The following is a 14,897-nucleotide window of genomic DNA, read 5'->3' on the forward strand; positions in this document are numbered from 1 at the left end:
AGAAAACCGGCACCACCTCATAGCTGTCGTATAGCGAGTTCTTGTTCGCCGCCATTGTTTCGCGTGCATATGTGTCCGCAATCCGCTTGTTGAAATGTGGATAATCCGCACCCGTGTCGCTTACATTATATGGTGGATTGCCAATGATAACGCGAATATCCAACGCCTTCTGTCGCGTGCGTCGTGCGCTGTTGTCCTGCATCAGCGCCGCGACCATATCGTCGCTCTCATACATCTTGAATGTATCTGTTAGACAAATGCCTTCAAACGGTTCGTATGATTTGCCTGAAAGTGTGTGATAGACCGCCTCAATGTTTATCGCCGCAATATAATAGGCCAACAGCACGATTTCGTTAGCGTGTATCTCCTGCCTGTATTTGCGTTCAAGCTCATCTGCTGAAATCAGCCCGCTTTGCAGCAAGCGTGTGATGAACGTCCCTGTGCCTGTAAACGGATCGAGAATATGGACGCCTTCGCTTCCCAGCGTCTGCCCAAACTCCTGCTGCAAAATGTCGTTTACGGAATGAATGATGAAATCCACCACCTCAACAGGTGTATAGACGATGCCCAGCTTTTCAGTGAGCTTAGGGAACGCCGTTTTGAAGAATTTATCGTAGAGTTCCACGATAATCTTCTGCTTGCCTTCTGCGTTATCAATGCCGCTCGCACGGCGCTTCACGCTGTCGTAAAAGCTTTCAAGCGAAGCCGCTTCCTTCTGAATGTTCTGAGGTTCCAGCACAGCAAGCACGTTCTGCATTGCCTGTGAAACTGGATTATGCGCCGCAAAATCGTAGCCCTCAAACAGCGCGTCAAAGACTGGCTTTGTGACAAGATGCTGTGCCAGCATCTCAATCGCCTCGTCTCTCGTAACGCTGCCGTTTAGATCGTCGCGGATTTCAGCCAGAAATTCCTCAAAGACAGCCCGTTCGTTGTCGCCCGTTTCCAGCACCGCCTTGATGCGTGCGATGTGCGCTTTCGCAATATCGCCAACGTCCTTTGCCCAAGTTTCCCAATATGTCCGTGAACCGCATTTCTGCACGATTTTTGCGCGTATGGCCGCTGGAAACTCATCAAGGATGAAGTTTAGCTGCTCCTCTGGCCGCGTCCGTGCATCGCGTTCGCGTTCCTCGCCATCGCCGCCGTGCCCAATGCCAATGCCCTTGTTCTCGCCATTGCGCTGTGCTGGAAGATTTTCCGCAACGGCAATGACCTCAATCCTGCCGCCTGCGTCGTTGCTCAATTCCAGCTTGTTGATCGTTGCATCAAAACGATCATCGTGCGCCCTAAGCGCGTTCAGGATTTGCCATACTACCCTGTAACGCTCATTGTCGTTCAGCGCTTCTTCTGGTGTTTTGTCTGCTGGAATAACTACAGGAAGAATGACGTAGCCAAGCTTCTTGCCTGCTGCCCGTCGCATCACACGACCAACGCTCTGCACCACGTCAATCTGTGATTTTCGCGGATGTAGAAACATAATCGCATCAAGCGCTGGAACGTCCACGCCCTCGCTCAAGCAACGTGCGTTGCTCAGGATTTTGCAGTGATGATCATCAACGTCATCGCTCAACCAGTGCAGCAATTCGCCGCGTGTTTTCGCGTTGAACGTGCCGTCAACGTGCTCAACATCGCAACGAACAGCATTATCCCTGTCAGCGTCGTTCGCGCTGGCCTCGTTGAATTCGTCCACGACCGCGCCAAACTCACGGGCAATCAGTTTGCTGGAACGAATGTCCTTACAAAACGCAATTGCGCGCCGCATCGCCTGACTGTCAGCGCCAAAGCCGTCAGCATCGCCCTGTTTCAACAGCGCCTTGTAGCAGCCCACAATCTTCGTCGCGTCGTCAAGCTGTAGCTCGTTGCCTGCGTCCGCAAGCCTGCTCTGAACGCTCTTGCTGACGATCGCTTCGTCCATAGCCAGCACGACGACCTTGTAATCCGTCAGCAGCCCATTCTCCACCGCCCAGCTAAAGCCGCGTGTGTAGAATGTGGGGCCGTAGATCGCTTCGTCGTCCATGTCGCAAAGTGACACGGATGCATCTGCTGCTTTTGCCCTGGCACTGTCGCCAAAAATTCTGGGCGTAGCAGTCATATAGAGCCGCTTCGCACCCTGAACATATTGATTATCGTGGATTTTGACGAAGTTGCTCGCTTCTTCGCCGTCTATCGTCGCGCCCGTCGTCCTGTGCGCCTCGTCGCAGATGATAAGATCGAACTGTGGCAAGCCGTGCTGATGCGCCGCCGTAAGCACTGGAATGCTCTGATATGTGCTGAATACGACCGTCAGCCGTTCAGCATCTATGCTGCCCGCCTTCTGCGCCAGTTTCGCTGGTTGCGTCGTTGCTGGAAATTCCAGCTCGTGGACCTCAATCTCCGCAACATCGTCAGCGTCCTTGCGCCGCTTGCCCACCTGCGCGTCGCTGCACACCGCAAACGACCGCAATTCCGTATCCGTGTCCTTCGTCCACTCGCGCACTGTCTGCGCGATCAAAGCCAATGATGGGACGACAAATAGCACACGCTTGCCCTTGCCAGCATAATGCTCCGCGATCTTAAGCGCCGTAAACGTTTTGCCCGTGCCGCAAGCCATCAGCAGCTTGCCACGATCATGCTCAGCAAATCCGCGCTCTACTTCCTCCAGCGCTTGCCGTTGATGATCCAGCAGCGCCTTCTTAGCCTGCAATTTGACCTGTGCCGTCGCCTCAAACGCGCTCCAGTCAATCGCGCTTTCGCGTAGTGCGTCCAAGCCAACCCGCACCACTGGAATGTGCTGATCGCGTATCGTGTCCTCTGCGTTGCCGCTCCAATTGACCTCTGTTGTGTCAATGAACACCCGCCGCAAAAATGGTGGTTTCGCAGACGCAGACAGAAAGCTGTCTATGTCCTTCTTCTGTATCGTGTGTTTTGGAGAATAGAATTTGCACTGGATTGCAGCAAAGCCATCCTCGTCACGCAGCTTCGCGACAAGATCAATGCCCGTGTCGCGTCCATCTACGCCGTGCGCTTTTGCCCAATCCGCATAGTGCCACACTTCGCTGAACTGTTGGATTTGCACAGGGTCATTACGAAGATACGCTACCGCCAAGCGTTCAAAGTATGTCCCCTTTTCCCGTTCCGTCACCGCCACATCACGATACGATGCCAACAAACGGTCTAAAGCTGACATAAAAGCTGCTCATCCTGTGTAAATTTGATGAGCAGCGTAGTTGCAAAAATCGTTGCAGGCCAGTGCGAAAATGGCCCTGCGCTTTCGTAAATCCAGCGTTACCTGACGATCAATGTCGCAAGCATATCGCCCTTGCCAATAAGCCTACCTGCGTGATCCCTCGTCTCGTTCGCCACCGTATCATACCAGCCCACCAGTGCGCCCGCATGATTGCGCCCCATAATCTTCCTGCCTGATTGCTCCCGCCAACCATGCAGCTTTCCCGTTCTGTCCCTGTATTCCTGTCGCATGTCCGTCCTCCATTGTTGCCGCTTTCGTCGAACGCATCACACGCAGACAGTCAATCTGAAGCCGCAGCAGCTATGCACGTTTCTGCTCTTCTGCGGTCGTTTCTGTTTCTGATCGACAGAATGAACGACGAAAATAGATCGTCGCTTAGTGCTAAAGATTGGAAAGGAAAATGCTGTGGCTGTGAATTGGAAGACCGCTATCAAGCCTGCTGCTCAGAGTGTGGAATTCAAGTCCGTCGCTGTGCAGATGAAACCCGCTGAACGCATCGCAAACGGAATGGACGTTGCGCTTGCTGCGTTCAAGAATGGTGAGAGCACCAAGAAGCGTTCTGCCATCGTTCAGAAAGGTAGCGAAGTTCGCTTCTGCGTTCGCTATGGCAATCGCGCCCTCACGCTCGTTGACAGCGACACGCAATTCGTCGCTGTCGCTGACAAGTTTGAAAGCGTGTATGCAGCGATCAAGGAAGCCGTGTTGAATGGAGAGTTCGACGCGCAGATTGCTGAACTTGCCGCCAACGCAAAGAAGCGTGGTCAAGCTATGGCCGCTTCGCGCAAAGAGAAAGCTGCTGCCAAGCCGTGATACTCGCTGCCAGCTTGCACGAAAAATGCCCGCCTAAAATTGGTGGGCATTTTTTTGAGCATCAGACAGCGCCAGAAACATTGCCGCCCTGCCTGACTACCCCAAAGCGTGCTGCCAGCGCTCAGACCGCGCGACAGCGCATTTCAGGCAGCATCCCGCCTCTTTTGTGCATCCGCTTTCGCGATCAGCGCTTTGTATGCCTTTAAATCCTCGTCGCTCAGCAGCTTTTCCAACTGACCAAGCCAATGCGCCGCTGTAATTTCCTCATCTGCGCTCAATCCGCGATGCTTCGTCAGTTCTACGATGCGTTCCTCTGGAATAACGTGATCGTAGTGCCGTTGAATTTGTACGATCGACGTTCCGCAGTTGCGTGCAATATCCGCGTGTGAAACACCGTTCACCAAACGATCTGTGATGTGTGTATGTCGCAAGCTATAAGCCGTGCGATTATTTCCATCAGGTCCTTTCAACAAACCGCATTCTTTAAGAAGTTTTCGTATTGTATGTGATGCATCCCAACCGCGCTTAAACAGCCATTGCCTGCCTTCGTCCGTATCGCTTTCTACTGCCCTTAACGATTTTAGTTCCTCCAAAATTGTTGCCAATCCTCGCAAGCTTATGCAAAGGCGCTCGCCAGTCTTAGTTTCTTTTTGGACCTGAATTTTTGCCAGACCTTCCTCCGTCCAGCTAATGTGTTCCCATTTGCACTGCGCCACTTCATTAGGCCGCATACCCGTCAGCCTGTAAAACCAGATCAGGCATCTTACGATTTGACGTTGCCGCTTGTGCAGATTGTGTTGCCCCTCGCGACACCAGCCTTCCATATGCTGCGTTAACTTCTGCCACTCATCTGCCGTGAAGCCATAACGCCGCTCTCTGTTTGGGTCTGTCGCAAGCGCGTGCATTTTAATTTTTGGGATTGGTTTTATCAGGCTCCATCTTGCTGCACGATCAAGTGCCTGCCTGATTAAACCAAGTTCTATTATCAGCGTTTTTTTGGATGGTCGCGTTTTGCCTTCATTGCGCCGCCAATCTACGTAGCTTTCAGCCTTGTTCACATTGATTGCGTCCAGCGAACAGTTTGCAAAATACGTCTTTATGTAACGTTCGCCAGTTCCAAAATGCAGTTTATAGCGATGCGACGATAAGTTCTTTTCAACATACGGCAGCCATTGCTTGTCCCAAAAATCGTTGAACGATGTTGATGTAATGGGAAGATCAGCAGCTACGCGCCCCTTAAGCTGCGTATAGAGATCCATTGCAAGCCGTTCTGCCACAGCCTGATTGCCTGTTTTCAGGCTTTTTCGCGTGCGCTTGCCGTCGCCAAGTTCCAAACGACATTGCCACGATGCTTTCCGTTGGAGATCGCCGCGCTTGTAAAGCACGATTGCGCCGTCAAGCAGCTTGATCGTGTCTTCCTGATGTTGCTTTTTCTGCGTCTGCGTCTGCGTCATTTAGCCATCCTCACGTGCAAAGATGACTAAACCGTAAGCTGCTCGCTCATTTTCGCGACCAAAACCAGAACACGTGTAATTGCACGTGCTAAGAACGTGTTATTCGTTAACCCGTGGCAGCGCTGTTCTGCGGGTCACGTGTAAGAACGTGTAAACAAAAAAAGGGGCCGTTTCCGACCCCTTTTTCCTTAATTTCCAAGCGTTTAAGCGGAGATTCCAGCTTAGCGCTTCGAGAACTGGAAGCTCTTGCGAGCCTTCGCCTTGCCATACTTCTTACGCTCGACGACGCGGCTGTCGCGGGTCAGGAAGCCTTCGGCCTTGACCGCGCTGCGCAGCGCCGGTTCGTACTTGGTCAGCGCCTGGGCGATGCCATGCTTCACCGCACCGGCCTGACCCGACAGACCGCCGCCCTTGACGGTGCAGATCACGTCATACTGGCCATTGCGATCGGTCACGCCGAACGGCTGGTTGATCACCAGACGCAGGGTGGGACGGGCGAAGTAGATTTCCTGATCGCGGCCATTGACCGTGATCTTGCCGGTGCCGGGCTTCACCCAGACGCGGGCGACGGCATCTTTGCGGCGGCCGGTCGCATAGGCGCGGCCAAGATTGTCGATTTCCTGCTGGCGCAGCGGCATGGTCGAAACCGGCGGCGCGATCGGCGCATCGGCAACGACGTCAGCTTCAGCAGCAGGAGCCTGCGCAGCGGCAGGAGCGGCAACCGGAGCCGCAGCGGCTTCGGCGGCGATCTGTGCGAGATCGGACAGGGACTGGCGGTTATCGGACATTATGCACCCACCTTGTTCTTGCGGTTGCGCGACGCGAAGTCGAGCACTTGCGGGTTCTGGGCTTCATGAGGATGCTCGGCGCCGCCGAACACGCGCAGGTTGCGCATCTGCTGGCGACCCAGCGGGCCGCGCGGGATCATGCGTTCGATCGCCTTTTCCAGCACGCGCTCAGGGAAACGACCTTCCAAAATCTTGGCAGGCGTGGTTTCCTTGATGCCGCCGGCATAACCGGTGTGCTTGTAATAGACTTTGTCGGTCAGCTTCTTGCCGGTGAACTTCACCTTGCCCGCGTTGATGATGATGACATTGTCACCACAATCGACATGGGGTGTGAAGCTGGTCTTGTGCTTGCCGCGCAGGATATTCGCCACGGTCGAAGCGAGACGGCCAACAACAAGGCCTTCCGCGTCGATCAGGACCCATTTTTTTTCGACCGTCGCCGGCGTGGCCGACTTGGTGGTCTTCATCAGCGCCTTCATGGTGCCAATTCTCCAGAATGAAAAAGGAAACCGGACGCCGTTGCCGACGCCCGGAAGTGGGGCGCTAATGACCGGTGGCAGGTCACAAGTCAAGAGATTCGGCGGCTTTGCTGACGGGTAAAATAATACCCGTCATTAATTGACTGGTGTCAGCTCCCGCTTTTCCGTCACCGCACGGCTTCCAAGCGCCAGACTGCGCTGCTGATTTTCGATCAACCCGGTGCGCCGCGACAGGCGATAGGTGATGCCGACTGCGATGCCCTGCCCGGCCAACTGCTCATCCAGATCGAGCGCCAGATCGGACTGCGCCGTGACACGGAGCGTGCCTTCAACCGGGACCGGACGGCCCAGCGGCGCGCCCGCCACCGTCCGCACGCCCCGGCCAGCGCCATCCTCCACCTTGCCGCCCGCGAACAGAAAGAGCGGCCGCAATTCCCCGGCCAGCAACGCCAGCCGCCCGTCAGGCGACAGGCCCGACAGCAAAGCCTGCACCGACAATAGCGCCTTGTGCCGCGGCGTGTCCGGCGCAAATGCCGTCAGCATCTTTGCCAGCCCGGCCTGCACCGCACTCCAGACCGCATCCATATTGTCGAGCGCCACGATCTGCCCCGCCGCATCAATGCGGAAATCATGCTCCACCCCGATCAGCGGCGTCAGCGCGGCGGCATAGGGTTCAGCGCCCGGTGCAGGCGCATCGCTGTCGATGGCGCGCAACGTGGCGTGGAGAATATAGCCATCCGCCACCTTCTCGAACCGCAGGTCGCGGGTGGCGCTGAACCGGCTGACCTTGCCTTCGACGGGGCGATGCTGCTCGATATGATAGGCAAGGCGCTGGTCAACCGGCGGCGCAAAAGGGATGGCGATGGTTTCGGCATAGGCGATACCCGGCACCGGCAGCGCCAGACACAGCGCCGCCGCATGCATCCCCTTCATATGCGGCGCACGCCAATGGCATGGGCACCCCATGCCGCCGATGCCACCAGCAGCGCGCCCACCGCCTGATGCAGGACGGCAAGCGGCAGGGCGATGCCGCTCAGCACGGTGGCGATGCCCAGTATGATCTGCGTCCCCAGCGTCGCGTTGATCGCGATCGACGGCGCGCGTTGCCCTGCGCGCTTGGCCTGTCGCGCCAGCAGGATCAGCGCCAGCGCCGCACCCCATGCCCACCAGCGATGCAGGAAATGCACCAGATAGGGGTCGCTCGACACGGTGGCCCATAGCGAACCAAGCCAACTAATCCCTTCGGGCACCAGATGATCGTTCATCAGCGGCCATGTGTTGGACACATAGCCCGCGTCCAGCCCGGCGGTGAAGGCACCCAGCATCAGTTGCACGAACAACGCCAGCAGCGCGACCAGTGCCAGTGGGCGCAATCGTGCCGGGTGCGCGCGGCCATTGCGGGACAGGGCCAGCAGGTCGAGCGCTGTCCAGACCAGCCCGCCGATGATGAAGAGCGCGGTCAGCAGATGCACCGCCAGCCGGTAATGACTGACATCGGTGCGCAGCGACAGGCCGGATTTTACCATCCACCAGCCGATCGCCCCCTGCAATCCGCCCAGTGCCAGCAGCGCGACCAGCCGCCCGCCATAGCCCGCCGGGATCGCCCTTTTCCACGCGAACCACGCCAGCGGCAGCGCGAAGGCCATACCGATCAGTCGTCCCAGCAACCGGTGCAACCATTCCCAGAAGAAGATGAACTGGAAATCGGCCAGACTCATGCCCCGGTTGATCTGCTGATATTCGGGGATTTGCTGGTAGAGCCGAAACGCCTCCATCCACTGGTCATGCGTCAGCGGCGGGATGGCGCCGGTGATCGGCTTCCACTGGGTGATCGACAGGCCCGATTCGGTCAGGCGGGTGATGCCGCCGACCACGACCATGATGAACACCAGCGCGGCGACAAACAGCAACCAGCGGGCGATCGCCACCGGGCGGGGAAAGGGATTGGCCATGACCGGTCCATGCCCTCAACCCCGCATCGTTTCAAGCAGGGCGATAGGGACAGATTGTCCCAACCTTCAAAGCGTCGCTTTCCAGGCCGTGACCAGTTCCCGCCCGCGCGTGCCGACCAGCGCCGCGTCGTCACCGGGGCGGTAGAGCGCGCCGCCCACGCCAATCCCTTCGCAGCCACCCGCGAGCCATTCACCGATCGTGTCCGCGCCAGTGCCGCCGACGGCCCAGACACCGACATATTTGGGCAGCACGTCCTTGACCGCCTTCACATAGGCCGGGCCAAGCCGGGCGGCGGGGAACAGCTTGATCCGGCGCGCGCCAGCGGCGATCGCAGCAAAGGCTTCGCTGGGGGTCATGAATCCGGGCAGCAGTTCAAGACCCAGTTCCGCGCCGCGCGCGATGACGGCGGGGTTGGTATTCGGGGTCACCATGATGCGTCCGCCCACGCCATGCAATTGCTCGACCGCCTCGACGCTCAGCAGCGTGCCACCGCCGATGATCGCGCGATCGCCAAAGGCCTTTTGCATCGCGCCGATGCTGGCCAGCGGGTCGGGCGAATTGAACGGGACTTCCAGGATGCGGATGCCTGCATCGACCAGTGCGGCGGCGACGTCCAGCGCCTCGGCCGGGCGGATGCCGCGCAATATGGCGGCGATCGGCGGCGCGCCATCGGCCAGCAGTTCGTCCATCGTCATCATGCCATTTCTCCAACATAGCCCAGCCCGGCCAGCGCACAGGCGTCGCCATCCAGACGCCGGGATACAACACCCTGCGCCGCCAGCGCGCGGGCATAACGATCCGCAAGCCGCGCGTCGCCGATCAGCGTCACGCCATCGTCTGCCTGCAACAATGCGCGCGCCTCCATGATCTCGCCGCCGATCAGCAGCCCCGACAAATAGCCCAGCGCCCAGTCGGCCGATCGCCCGGCGCGCAACCGCATCGCCCGCGCCGCAAACAGCCCGGCCAGCACAGCGCCGTCGCCCGCCCGCGCCAGCCCTTCGGCAAAGCCTGCTGCTTCTTCTACGGCATCGCCGACCGCGTCCTTGGGCCCCAGAGTCGATCGTTCCCGCAACAAGGCGAACATCTCGCCGGTGGGCACGGTGCGGAACGCCAGCACCCGGCCATCCTCGACCAAGGCCCATTTGCTGTGGGTGCCGGGCAGCACGATCAGGCGGCGGCCCTGCGCCAGCGCCGGATCAAGCGCGCAGGCACCGAAAATCTGCGCTTCCTCGCCACGCATCACATCGGGGATGCCGTCCGTGCCGGTGCAGGCCAATCCCGCCATGATCGCTGTGGGTGCGCCACGCCAGTCGAACCGCACGGCGGCGGCGCGCCAGGCGTCAGCGTCAGCCGGACAATCGGCATAGGGCGCCTCCACCCAGCCATCGCGCGCGCCGACCATGCCGCACAGCGTGATGGACTGTGGCACCCCGTCCGCCAACCAGGGTGCGACCGTATCGGCAAGAGCTGCTTCCGCTGCCTGTCCTACAGCACCGATGCCCGGCCCGTCGCGGCGCGCAACAATCTGCCCGTCCTCAATCCGGAACAGGCGCAGATTGCTGGTCCCCCAGTCGCCGATGACCGCATAGCCGACCATCAGTGGCGGCAGTGCAGAAAAATATTGATAGCGCTCACACTTCCTCGACACAGCTTCTTGAATTTCTATTTGTCTGAGTATATCAGGAGGACAAGCGCGTCAACGTGCCATAGCCTTTCAAGCGTCAGGATGCCCCAATGAGCGATTCGTCCAAGCCCGCCCCCAAACTGCGCAGCCGCGCCTGGTTCGACAACCCAGACAATATCGACATGACCGCGCTCTATCTGGAACGCTATCTGAATTTCGGGCTGAGCCTGGACGAGCTGCGCAGCGGCAAGCCGATCATCGGCATCGCCCAGACCGGCAGCGACCTGTCGCCCTGCAACCGCCATCATATGGTGCTGGCGGAGCGAATGCGTGACGGAATCCGCGAAATGGGCGGCATCGCGCTGGAATTTCCGGTCCACCCGATTCAGGAGACCGGCAAGCGGCCGACGGCCGGGCTGGACCGCAACCTTGCCTATCTGGGGTTGGTCGAGGCGATTTATGGCTATCCGCTCGACGGCGTGATCCTGACCACCGGCTGCGACAAGACCACGCCTGCGCTGCTGATGGCGGCGGCGACCGTCAACATCCCCGCCATTGCCCTGTCGGTCGGCCCGATGCTGAACGGATGGCACAAGGGTGAGCGCACGGGTTCGGGGACCATCGTGTGGAAGGCGCGCCAGTTGCTGGCCGCCGGCAAGATCGACGATGAAGGCTTCATCAAGCTGGTGGCTTCATCGGCCCCCTCGACCGGCTATTGCAATACGATGGGTACGGCGTCGACGATGAACAGCCTGGCCGAAGCGCTCGGCATGATGCTGCCGGGTTCCGCCGCGATCCCCGCCCCCTATCGCGATCGCCAGGAAGTCGCCTATCTGACCGGCAAGCGCATCGTCGAGATGGTGCATGAGGATCTGAAACCCTCCGACATTCTGACCAGGGATGCTTTCCACAACGCCATCATGGTCAATTCGGCCATCGGCGGTTCGACCAATGCGCCGATCCATCTGGCCGCGATCGCGCGCCATATCGGCGTCGACCTGCCGCTCAAGGATTGGGAGACGGTGGGTCACAAAATTCCGCTGCTGGTCAACCTCCAGCCAGCGGGCGAATATCTGGGCGAGGATTATTATCGCGCCGGTGGCGTCCCCGCCGTGGTCGCACAGTTGATCGCGCAGGGCTTGATCCATGAAGGCGCGATGACCGTCAATGGCAGGACCATGGGCGACAATTGCCGGGGCGTGGAGATTGAGGATGAGAAGGTCATTCGTCCCTATGACCAGCCGCTGGTCGAGGATGCGGGCTTCCTGGTGCTGTCGGGCAATCTGTTCGATGCCGCCGTCATGAAAACCAGCGTCATCAGCGCCGAATTCCGCGACCGCTACCTGTCCAACCCCGATGATCCCAACGCCTTTGAAGGCCCGGCGGTCGTGTTCGACGGGCCGGAGGATTATCACCACCGCATCGACGATCCTTCGGTCGGCATCACCGACCAGACCTTGCTGTTCATGCGCGGCGCGGGGCCGATCGGCTATCCCGGTGCCGCCGAAGTCGTCAACATGCGTCCGCCCGCTTATCTGATCACCGAAGGCGTGTCTGCCCTTCCCTGCATCGGCGATGGTCGGCAGTCGGGCACGAGCGGCAGCCCCTCCATCCTGAATGCCTCGCCCGAAGCGGCGGCGATGGGTGGACTGGCGCTGCTGGAAACCGGCGACCGGGTGCGCATGGACCTCAATACCGGGACAGTGAATGTGCTGATTTCCGACGAGGAACTGGAAGCACGCCGCACCGCACTGGCAGCGGCTGGCGGGTATAAATATCCCGCCTCGCAAACCCCCTGGCAGGAAATCCAGCGGTCGGTCGTGGGTCAGATGGACACCGGCGCGATCCTGGAAGGGGCGGAAAAATATCAGCGCATTGCCCAGACCATGGGCCTGCCACGCGACAATCATTAACGCCCCGCATTGAATGACGGGGGGTGGCGAACCATCTTCGTTGGCCCCCGTCATTGCCGATTTTGCATCACTTGTGCCGGAAAACGATCAGCGCGTCTGCGCCCGATCGGCTAGCCAGCAGTCCGGTCATTTTCAGGAGACGTCCATGTTCAACGGAGCCATTCTCATCGGCGCAAACGAGCGCCAAGGCGGCGATCCATTTTACGCCATCCATCCGGCGACCGGCGAAAAGGGCAGCGTCGCCTTTTCCAGCGCCATGCCCGCCGAGGTCGCCGAAGCCGCAGCCCTGGCCGACGCGGCGTTCGACAGTTTTTCGACGCTGACGCCCGACGCCCGCGCCACTTTCCTGGATACCGTTGCCGATAACATCATCGCCATCGGCGACCTGCTGATCGAAACCGCGATGGCCGAATCCGGCCTGCCCCGCGCCCGTCTGGAGGGCGAACGTGGCCGCACCGTGGGCCAGTTGCGCCTGTTCGCCAGCTATGTGCGGCTCGGTGACTGGCTGGACGCCACCATCGACCCGGCCATGCCCGATCGTGCGCCGTTGCCGCGTGCAGACCTGCGCCGCGTCAACCATTCGGTCGGCCCGGTCGCCGTGTTCGGCGCATCCAATTTCCCGCTCGCCTTCTCGGTCGCGGGTGGCGACACCGCGTCGGCCTTCGCCGCCGGTTCGCCCGTCATCGTCAAGGGCCATAGCGCCCACCCCGGCACCGGCGAACTTGTCGCCCGCGCCATCCAGGCGGCGGTCAAGGCGTGCGGCCTGCATGAAGGCGTGTTTTCCTACCTGCCCGGCGCCAATCGGGCGCTGGGCGGTGCGCTGGTCGCCGATCCTCGCGTCAAGGCGGTGGGCTTCACCGGATCGCGCGGCGGCGGCGTCGCGCTGATGAAGATCGCGGCCGACCGGGCCGAACCGATCCCGGTCTATGCCGAAATGTCGTCGATCAACCCGGTCGTCCTGCTGCCCGGCGCGCTGGCCGACCGTGCCGCCGCGATGGGCACCGCCTTCGTCGGTTCGCTGACGATGGGTTCTGGCCAGTTCTGCACCAACCCCGGTCTGGTCATCGCGCTCGACCGGCCGGATCTCGACACCTTCGTTGCGGCGGCGGCGGAAGCCATGTCCGGCGCAGCGCCGCAGGTCATGCTGACGCCCGGCATTCACGAAGCCTATGAAAAGGGCGTCGCCGCTCTGGAGGGCGCAGACGGCGTCACCACCATCGCGCGCGGCACGGAAGCGGAAGGCTGCAATCGGGGTAAGGCCGCCTTCTTCGCGACCGATTCGGCGACCTTTGGTGCCAATCCGCTGCTGGCGGAGGAAGTGTTCGGATCATCGTCGGTCCTGATCCGGTGCAGCAGCATCGAGGAAGTCATCGCGACCATCGCGGGCCTGGAAGGCCAGTTGACCGCGACGCTGCAACTGACCGACGCCGACAGCGCAGACGCCGCCAGGCTGCTGCCGGTGCTGTCGCGCAAGGTTGGCCGCATCCTGACCAATGGCTGGCCCACCGGCGTTGAAGTGACCCATGCCATGGTCCATGGCGGTCCCTTCCCCTCGACCGCCGATGGCCGCTCCACCTCGGTCGGTACATTGGCGATGATGCGCTTCCTGCGCCCCGTCTGCTATCAGGATGTGCCTGACGCGCTGCTGCCCGCTGCGTTGCAGGCATCCAACCCGTTGGGCCTTAATCGCCGGATCGACGGCAAGCTGGTGGTCACAGCATGAACATCCGGGCAGGTCTGGTAGGGCTGGGCAAGATCGCGCGCGACCAGCACCTGCCCGCGATCCTCAAGACGGACGGCATCGACCTGATCGCCGTCGCCAGCCGCAATGCGCAGGGGGAAGGGGTGAATAATTACCCCGACCTCGGCGCGATGCTGGCGGGCGAAGCCGACCTGGATGCCGTCATCCTGTGCCAGCCACCCCAGGCCCGCTATCATGCGGCGCGGCAGGCGCTGCTGGCAGGCAAGCATGTGTTTCTAGAAAAGCCGCCGGGCGCGACCGTATCTGAAGTCGAGGCACTGATCGCGCTGGCAAAAGAGCAGAATGTCACCCTCTATGCCAGCTGGCACAGCCGCTATGCCGCCGCCGTCGCGCAGGCCAAGGCGTGGATTGCGCAGCGCAGGATCGAGCGAATCTCGATCCAGTGGCGCGAGGATGTACGCCACTGGCATCCCGGCCAGCCCTGGATCTGGGAAGCGGGTGGTTTCGGCGTGTTCGATCCGGGCATCAATGCGCTCTCGATCCTGACCGAAATCGTGGCCGAACCCGTCACCGTCCTGTCGGCCAATCTGGAAGTGCCGTCCAACAAGGACGCGCCCATCGGCGCGACGCTAACCATGGCGACGGCGTCGGGTGCGCCGATCGACACCGTGTTCGACTGGCGGCAGACGGGACCGCAGACATGGGACATTGCCGTCGATACCGACAATGGCGGGCTGCTTTTGTCCGAAGGCGGCAACACATTGCGCCTCGACGGCGAAGTACAACTCAAAGCGCCGGACGAGGAATATCCGGCCATGTATCGCCGCTTCGTCGATCTGGTTGCGGACCGCGCGATCGACGCCGATACCGCGCCGCTGCGACTGGTAGCGGATGCCTTCCTTTGCGGGCGGCATTGCCCTACGGCTATGTTCGAGGACTGAAACGGGAGCG

General features: G+C 60.3%; 12 protein-coding genes. 4 read left to right on the plus strand and 8 right to left on the minus strand.

The features are described 5' to 3' along the window. Positions 1-3,163 (minus strand): restriction endonuclease (locus EBBID32_RS02990; RefSeq protein WP_037488466.1); only part of this gene is annotated, 3,163 nt, incomplete at its 3' end. A 465-nt stretch (positions 3,164-3,628) separates the two neighbouring features. Between EBBID32_RS02990 and EBBID32_RS03000 the strand changes: the two genes are divergently transcribed. Further along, positions 3,629-4,033, plus strand: a complete 405-nt coding sequence (locus tag EBBID32_RS03000) for a hypothetical protein (protein ID WP_037488445.1) — start codon at positions 3,629-3,631, stop codon at positions 4,031-4,033. 143 nt (positions 4,034-4,176) lie between these two features. Here EBBID32_RS03000 and EBBID32_RS03005 read toward each other — a convergent pair whose 3' ends face one another. The 7 genes from EBBID32_RS03005 to EBBID32_RS03035 all read right to left on the minus strand — a co-directional run bounded on the left by EBBID32_RS03005 (position 4,177) and on the right by EBBID32_RS03035 (position 10,304). Then, positions 4,177-5,487 carry a tyrosine-type recombinase/integrase gene (locus EBBID32_RS03005; protein WP_006950525.1) on the minus strand — a complete coding sequence of 437 codons (1,311 nt, stop codon included), beginning with the start codon at positions 5,485-5,487 and terminating at the stop codon, positions 4,177-4,179. A gap of 221 nt (positions 5,488-5,708) precedes the next feature. Next, positions 5,709-6,275, minus strand: coding sequence for a 30S ribosomal protein S9 (gene rpsI, locus EBBID32_RS03010; protein WP_006950536.1), 567 nt, complete (start codon positions 6,273-6,275; stop codon positions 5,709-5,711). Next, positions 6,275-6,754, minus strand: a complete 480-nt coding sequence (rplM, locus tag EBBID32_RS03015) for a 50S ribosomal protein L13 (RefSeq protein ID WP_006950539.1) — start codon at positions 6,752-6,754, stop codon at positions 6,275-6,277. The genes rpsI and rplM overlap by 1 nt, the downstream gene beginning before the upstream one ends. Positions 6,755-6,889: 135 nt before the next feature. Next, on the minus strand, positions 6,890-7,678 hold the full coding sequence (locus EBBID32_RS03020; protein WP_006950541.1) for a hypothetical protein: 789 nt from the start codon (positions 7,676-7,678) through the stop codon (positions 6,890-6,892). A gap of 5 nt (positions 7,679-7,683) precedes the next feature. Beyond that, positions 7,684-8,706 carry a COX15/CtaA family protein gene (locus EBBID32_RS03025; RefSeq protein WP_006950543.1) on the minus strand — a complete coding sequence of 341 codons (1,023 nt, stop codon included), beginning with the start codon at positions 8,704-8,706 and terminating at the stop codon, positions 7,684-7,686. Between the two features lie 66 nt (positions 8,707-8,772). Next, on the minus strand, positions 8,773-9,402 hold the full coding sequence (locus tag EBBID32_RS03030) for a 2-dehydro-3-deoxy-6-phosphogalactonate aldolase (RefSeq protein WP_037488469.1): 630 nt from the start codon (positions 9,400-9,402) through the stop codon (positions 8,773-8,775). Beyond that, the gene (locus tag EBBID32_RS03035) at positions 9,402-10,304 is read right to left on the minus strand and encodes a 2-dehydro-3-deoxygalactonokinase (RefSeq protein WP_006950546.1); all 903 of its coding nucleotides are present in this window, start codon (positions 10,302-10,304) and stop codon (positions 9,402-9,404) included. The genes EBBID32_RS03030 and EBBID32_RS03035 overlap by 1 nt, the downstream gene beginning before the upstream one ends. Before the next feature lie 137 nt (positions 10,305-10,441). On the opposite strand from EBBID32_RS03035, the gene EBBID32_RS03040 reads away from it, so the two are divergent. From EBBID32_RS03040 to EBBID32_RS03050, 3 genes are all read left to right on the plus strand, one after another. Beyond that, positions 10,442-12,244, plus strand: a complete 1,803-nt coding sequence (locus EBBID32_RS03040; RefSeq protein WP_006950548.1) for an IlvD/Edd family dehydratase — start codon at positions 10,442-10,444, stop codon at positions 12,242-12,244. 145 nt (positions 12,245-12,389) lie between these two features. Next, positions 12,390-13,967 carry an aldehyde dehydrogenase (NADP(+)) gene (locus EBBID32_RS03045; RefSeq protein ID WP_006950552.1) on the plus strand — a complete coding sequence of 526 codons (1,578 nt, stop codon included), beginning with the start codon at positions 12,390-12,392 and terminating at the stop codon, positions 13,965-13,967. Beyond that, positions 13,964-14,887, plus strand: coding sequence for a Gfo/Idh/MocA family protein (locus tag EBBID32_RS03050; RefSeq protein ID WP_006950554.1), 924 nt, complete (start codon positions 13,964-13,966; stop codon positions 14,885-14,887). Before EBBID32_RS03045 ends, EBBID32_RS03050 begins: the two co-directional genes overlap by 4 nt. Positions 14,888-14,897 lie beyond the last annotated feature (10 nt).

This window comes from Sphingobium indicum BiD32 (assembly GCF_000382885.1).
Lineage (GTDB): Bacteria > Pseudomonadota > Alphaproteobacteria > Sphingomonadales > Sphingomonadaceae > Sphingobium > Sphingobium japonicum_C.

Excerpts from the sequence above, each read along its gene's own strand:
- EBBID32_RS03005 (WP_006950525.1), bottom strand. The coding sequence starts at position 5,487 with ATGACGCAGACGCAGACGCAGAAAAAGCAACATCAGGAAGACACGATC.
- rpsI (WP_006950536.1), bottom strand. The coding sequence starts at position 6,275 with ATGTCCGATAACCGCCAGTCCCTGTCCGATCTCGCACAGATCGCCGCC.
- rplM (WP_006950539.1), bottom strand. The coding sequence starts at position 6,754 with ATGAAGGCGCTGATGAAGACCACCAAGTCGGCCACGCCGGCGACGGTC.
- EBBID32_RS03020 (WP_006950541.1), bottom strand. The coding sequence starts at position 7,678 with ATGCATGCGGCGGCGCTGTGTCTGGCGCTGCCGGTGCCGGGTATCGCC.
- EBBID32_RS03025 (WP_006950543.1), bottom strand. The coding sequence starts at position 8,706 with ATGGCCAATCCCTTTCCCCGCCCGGTGGCGATCGCCCGCTGGTTGCTG.
- EBBID32_RS03030 (WP_037488469.1), bottom strand. The coding sequence starts at position 9,402 with ATGACGATGGACGAACTGCTGGCCGATGGCGCGCCGCCGATCGCCGCC.
- EBBID32_RS03035 (WP_006950546.1), bottom strand. The coding sequence starts at position 10,304 with ATGGTCGGCTATGCGGTCATCGGCGACTGGGGGACCAGCAATCTGCGC.
- EBBID32_RS03040 (WP_006950548.1), top strand. The coding sequence starts at position 10,442 with ATGAGCGATTCGTCCAAGCCCGCCCCCAAACTGCGCAGCCGCGCCTGG.
- EBBID32_RS03045 (WP_006950552.1), top strand. The coding sequence starts at position 12,390 with ATGTTCAACGGAGCCATTCTCATCGGCGCAAACGAGCGCCAAGGCGGC.
- EBBID32_RS03050 (WP_006950554.1), top strand. The coding sequence starts at position 13,964 with ATGAACATCCGGGCAGGTCTGGTAGGGCTGGGCAAGATCGCGCGCGAC.